Raw genomic sequence first — 5,540 nt, forward strand, 5'->3', positions numbered from 1 at the left:
TGGGGTTCTATTCAGGAAGGTACGGAATTTCTGCAATCATAGCTGTAATCATTGCTATATCTAGCTTACAGAGGGGTGACCGATTTTTAAATCGTTAATTAGAGATTCCACAATCCCTTGTAAATCAAGGGTTTCAGCACTATCACCAAATTCATACATTCCTATAAGATTAATATGTTGCCAAGCTACTGGTGAAAATCTTACAATATTTTTACATTCTTCTATCATTTTTTTACTTTTATAATAGCAATAAAGCTTCGATAGAATAGATGCATTATAAAAGATAATACAATTTGCTAATAATCTAGCACACTCATTATTAATAGTTAACTCTTTTTCTGTTTTGCCTGCAAGCTTACGATAGCTAACCTTTGCTATTGCCGATCTAAGCTGATGATACGACTCACCACGATTGAGTGATCTATGGACATTCTTTCTAATTTGCTCACTATCTATATATTGTAATATGTACAGGCTCATTATAATTTTATTTAGTTCAACTAAAGCACGAAGTGTAGAATTTGATTTATATGCTGAGAGCTTTCTAACTATATGGCTTTGAGTATTCTTTTTTAATCCTAGTGTTGTAAAGATTCTAAGTATATTATCCCATTCTTTTATTATTAGCTTGGTATTAACCTGCTTGCTCGGTTTAATAGTATAGCCTTTATAGTTATCAATTCTATCGAATGATACTAAATTTGCCCTAGCTTTTTCATCTAATCGAGTAAATCTTGGCATAAAACGATATCCAAAGAAATGTAATAAAGCAAAGTTTAGTTTATTTATACTATGCATATCTCCAGATACTGCTGATACTCGAACATCTGTGGTATTGCTATTTAAAATATCAAATAAGTAATGGCTCTCATGCTCATTGGCTCCAATAATTTTAGAACATAGCGGTAAACAATTAGCAAATAATGTATATGCAGATATACCTTTACCAAACCCAAAATACTTTGATGAGTATCTTGCTTTAATTGTATTATATTTAGTTTCAAGCTTTTGTCCATCAACACTAGCATGTATGCCATAATCAGCAAGTGTATATTTCTCGAATATTGAGAGCTTTTCAACTTTATTAATCACTGCATCATTAGCTTCAGATAATGTTTTTATTCGTAGAAAGTTTTTAGATGCTGACTCAAGTTCTGATTGTTTAATATTACTAATATCTTTCATTCTATGAATATCGCTACCTGTACCTTTAGCTACAACACATGCTGAAATAGCTGGCTCATTTGCTTCATTCTTAGAATATGATGGTAAAATATGAGTGAACTTTTTTATGAAGCCTGATTCTTTTATAGTGTGAGAAATTATATCGCTGATGCTTACTGTATCTAGGTTTTCATAGAATGGATTATTTACTCCATCATCTACTTTTTTATATGGTAATCTCCAGCTTAACATTTCACCTTTTTTATTATATTTGATTTTTATTTTCTGGTTAGAACCATCATTTATATTCTTATTAGTAGTGTGATATCTATTGCTAAGCTCTTTTTCAAATTCATTAAGAATTATTTCAATATCGGTCTGTAAGAGTTTATTTTTAAGCTTTTTAATAAGAGTTGGTTTATTATTTTTCCATTGCTCACTCGGTATTAGCTCATCTTTTAAAGATTTATAGCTTAAGCTATCTACTACTGTGACAGCACCATTACTGATGTGCTTTTCTATTTGCATATACAGCATAAATTCATAACGATCACCGTTAATCTTTTTGGCTTTTTTATTACTACCTTTTATTCTAACTTTTTCAATAATGTATCGACGTAAATTTCTTGGGACAAAGTTTATTTTCACTTCACTAAAGTCGTAGTCTTTAAAAGATTTGTTACTATTAAGATGTTCTTTAAAAAAGTTAATAGATTCAGCTAAATGCTTATTTTCAGATTGAAAATCTATAGCTTTAAAGCTTCCTCTAATATTCTTCTTAATTGAGCCAGCAGACTCAGCATAATATTCCCAACGATAAAATTCAGCATTAAATTTAGGCCTCCTAAAATTCCTAGTAAAGTTGGGAAACTGGTGTTTCGGGATAATTTCAAAGGCTTTATCACGAATTTGATTATCAGCTACTTTTTTATTATAAAATAGACTCAAAATATCAGCCACAGAATTTCTATCCTTTGTCTCACTATCTAGATAGTTTTCGTAAGCTTTTATTTGGTGCTCCTCACCACCTGATATGTAACTATTTACTTTATGGCTGAAACTAAATATAAGATAGTCGCTTATTTTTTGAAATCTATGATAGGCATAGCATATCAAATATAGTCTAGCTAAATTCTTTTTAGACATATGCTTTAAACCATATATAGTATGGTACTCAGCTAGTTCAGCATAGTATAAAATATTTTGCTCAGTTAAATCTAATTGCTTAATAATTTCGAGAGAGTTTTTATAGATATTAGCAAGGAACTTGTGTTTTTCGACAGTGCTATTAATATTTTTAGTAGCAAAATCTTTTTGATCTTTTTTCATTATTGTTAGTTGATAATAATCATCGTCTTTCTCTAATAAAGTTTGAAGATCATCTCTAAATGGCTTATCCATCAAACGATATAATTTATTACTTAACCTATTTTTCTCATTATTTAGTGCTTCAGAAATAATCTCCTGTAGTACGCTATAACTTGGTCTAACAAACCTATTTTGATGACAGAAATCCAATAATGAATCAAAAATATATTTAGGTACTATATGTTGTTTAGCTAGATCTTTAGAATATGTTTCTAGTTTCTTTTTAAAGCTACTATTGTATGAAAACATTTCATATTTTTTAAGGATAGCTTTACGGTTTTGATATACATAATGTTTGCTAGTAGCTTTTTTAGGAAATTTGGAACCAGGATAGTATGTTTCTATGATATACCATGAATCTTGCCTAACTCCATGTATAGTAAAGTTAAAAAAGTATTGAGATATACGAAAATACTCTATTTGTAATATGTAGTCTATCTTGGAAGATAAATCTGTTAAGGTATTTAAATATTCATTATCGTACTCATCCAATTCAAATAGAAATTCTCGATCTTGATTCTCTATTTTTGGGATTGTATAGAGGTTATTAAAATCATCTGCTGATAAAATTTTAAGTCTAGCCATATTTGTTATTATTTTGTATTAGTAAAAATGTCCATTAATTGTAAACTTTATTGTTATATAGATATATTTGTAATTAAATAATCAGTATGTATAATTATTTCTAATATTTAACGTTAATACTTACCACCAGCTAAATGTCCAATATTTTTGCATATATTCGAGTATCGACTGGTAGTCAAGATACTCAAAATCAAAAATTAGAGATTTATGAATATGCAAGAAAAAATAACTTTAAAATTGATCAATTTATTGGAACAGAGATATCATCTAAACAATCAACCAAGTCTCGTAGGATTGAAGAGCTACTAGATAAATTAGACGGTGCCGATACATTAATTATTACAGAACTTAGTAGATTAGGAAGAAGTACATCTGAAGTAATTGATTTGGTTAATGAAATTATTTCTAAAAAAGTAAGATTAATATCTATCAAACAAGGTCTTGATATAAAATCTCATGATATGTCCTCGAAAATAATAGTTACTATGTTTTCTTTATTTGCTGAGCTAGAAAGAGATCTAATTAGTTCAAGAACAAAAGAAGCTTTAGCTAGTAAGAAAGCCCAAGGAATTAAACTGGGCAAGCCTAAAGGTACTATTCAGAAGAGCAAATTTGACGATGATATCGATAAAATTAAAGAACTACTATCGTTAGGACTCTCTGTTAGAAAAATAGCCAAGTATTTAGGGTTATCAAATCATATTGGTTTAAACAATTATATAACTAGCCGTAAACTAAAAGATAATCTCTTACAGTAGGAATTAGTACAAATGAGCGAAAGACCATGGGAAAGTAAAAATATAACATCAGCTGATCATGCCGCTGAAATTATTAATGCAAATGTACCTAATATTGAAATTAATGATATTAAGCTATTAGGAGAAGGATGGGATAATACTACATGGATTATTAATAATGGTTCGTGTTTTAGATTTCCTAAACATGAGGAAGCAGCAAGACTATTATCAAATGAGATAAATATATTGTCAAAATGCATTAGATCAAAATATATTAGCGTTCCTTATCCAAAATATATATGTTCATCGCCAAAGAGTTTTAAATATATTTTTTATGCTCATGATTATATACCTGGTTTGACTGGGGATAACGCTAAATTAAGTCGTAATGGTAGAATATCTATAGCTAGCAAGTTAGCAATTTCCCTAAAAGAATTACATAATACCTCTATAGAAGAATGTATGTCACTTGGTATAAAAGAAGACCAAATGAAGAGGTTAAATTTTAGGCTTAGATACTCAGATTTCAAAAAACGTGTTGACTATTTATTAGAAAGTAATTTATTAAAAGATTGTTCTATAATAGAAAACTTTTATAAAGAAAACATGGATCTTACTATTCCTAAAGATATTAGATTATGTCATGGAGACTTATATGCTAAACACTTAATCATAAATAATGATGATTTATATGGAATTATAGATTGGGGAGACTCTGAGCTTATTCATCCAGCGATAGATCTTGCTATTGTATATCAATATCTCCCTAAAGAAGCACACTCTATATTTTGGAATATTTATGGAGAAGTTGAAAACAATATTCATACCATAGCTATGCTTAGAGCGATATATAGTAGTGTAACTATATGCTGGTATGCTAACCAAGTAGGTGATGCCTCTCTTTTAAATGAGGGGATTATAGGTTTGAACATGATAAGAGAGTTAATATAATGAGTGAAATTAGACCTCAATATCATTTTAGAAAAGTTAAAAATGATTTATTGATATGGGATGTTAAAAAAATAATAGAATTGACGAAGCACATTAAACCAAAAATAATAAACTTAACTGAAATAAAAGAAATTGAATCCGAATATTGGTATGATTCAAGCTCAGAAAGACCTACATGTAAAAATATAGTAGATCATATGCGGTTAATTAATAATGCCGACTTAAAATATCCAATTATATTATGCAAAGAAGGCAAAATAATTGATGGTATGCACAGAGTGTGTAAAGCATTATTGCTAAATAATAACGAAATTCTAGCTATTTATTTGGAAGAAGATATTGAACCTCACTTTATTAATGTTGATGTCAATGATTTGCCATATTAGGAGAGTTTGCAGTCATGAATGATGATTATATAAATGTTGATCTTGCATATAAGATTATTAAAAAGCAATTTCCTGAATATTTGCACTTAGATATTAAATCTGTAGAAAAACAAGGACATGACAACAGAACTTATCGAATTGGTAATGATATGCTTATCCGCATGCCAACAGCCGAAAGCTATGCTCTTAAGGTACCTAAAGAACAAGATTTACTGCCAAAACTAGCAAAGCATTTAAGTGTCGCAATTCCTGCGCCTATAAAAATGGGAAAACCATCTGAGGATTATCCGTATCCATTTTCTATTTACAAATGGTTAGATGGTCGCAGTGCCAATCATATAACTCTTGA

General features: G+C 29.3%; 5 protein-coding genes. 4 read left to right on the plus strand and 1 reads right to left on the minus strand.

Features of this window, described 5'->3' with window-relative positions; genetic code table 11:
- Positions 1–60: 60 nt before the first annotated feature.
- The gene (locus F3D59_RS09780) at positions 61–3,117 is read right to left on the minus strand and encodes a Tn3 family transposase (protein ID WP_150464759.1); all 3,057 of its coding nucleotides are present in this window, start codon (positions 3,115–3,117) and stop codon (positions 61–63) included.
- Between the two features lie 134 nt (positions 3,118–3,251).
- On the opposite strand from F3D59_RS09780, the gene F3D59_RS09785 reads away from it, so the two are divergent.
- The 4 genes from F3D59_RS09785 to F3D59_RS09800 all read left to right on the plus strand — a co-directional run.
- Positions 3,252–3,875 (plus strand): recombinase family protein, encoded by a 624-nt coding sequence (locus F3D59_RS09785; RefSeq protein WP_150464760.1) that lies wholly within the window; start codon positions 3,252–3,254, stop codon positions 3,873–3,875.
- A 12-nt stretch (positions 3,876–3,887) separates the two neighbouring features.
- On the plus strand, positions 3,888–4,805 hold the full coding sequence (locus tag F3D59_RS09790) for a phosphotransferase family protein (protein ID WP_150464761.1): 918 nt from the start codon (positions 3,888–3,890) through the stop codon (positions 4,803–4,805).
- Entirely contained in the window at positions 4,805–5,191 is a 387-nt protein-coding gene (locus F3D59_RS09795; protein WP_224721194.1) for a hypothetical protein, read from the plus strand. Before F3D59_RS09790 ends, F3D59_RS09795 begins: the two co-directional genes overlap by 1 nt.
- 14 nt (positions 5,192–5,205) lie before the next feature.
- The coding region (locus tag F3D59_RS09800; RefSeq protein ID WP_150464762.1) for a phosphotransferase at positions 5,206–5,540 on the plus strand (335 nt) is incomplete at its 3' end.

This window comes from Francisella sp. XLW-1 (assembly GCF_008711455.1).
GTDB lineage: Bacteria > Pseudomonadota > Gammaproteobacteria > Francisellales > Francisellaceae > Francisella > Francisella salimarina.

Excerpts from the sequence above, each read along its gene's own strand:
- F3D59_RS09780 (WP_150464759.1), bottom strand. The coding sequence starts at position 3,117 with ATGGCTAGACTTAAAATTTTATCAGCAGATGATTTTAATAACCTCTAT.
- F3D59_RS09785 (WP_150464760.1), top strand. The coding sequence starts at position 3,252 with ATGTCCAATATTTTTGCATATATTCGAGTATCGACTGGTAGTCAAGAT.
- F3D59_RS09790 (WP_150464761.1), top strand. The coding sequence starts at position 3,888 with ATGAGCGAAAGACCATGGGAAAGTAAAAATATAACATCAGCTGATCAT.
- F3D59_RS09795 (WP_224721194.1), top strand. The coding sequence starts at position 4,805 with ATGAGTGAAATTAGACCTCAATATCATTTTAGAAAAGTTAAAAATGAT.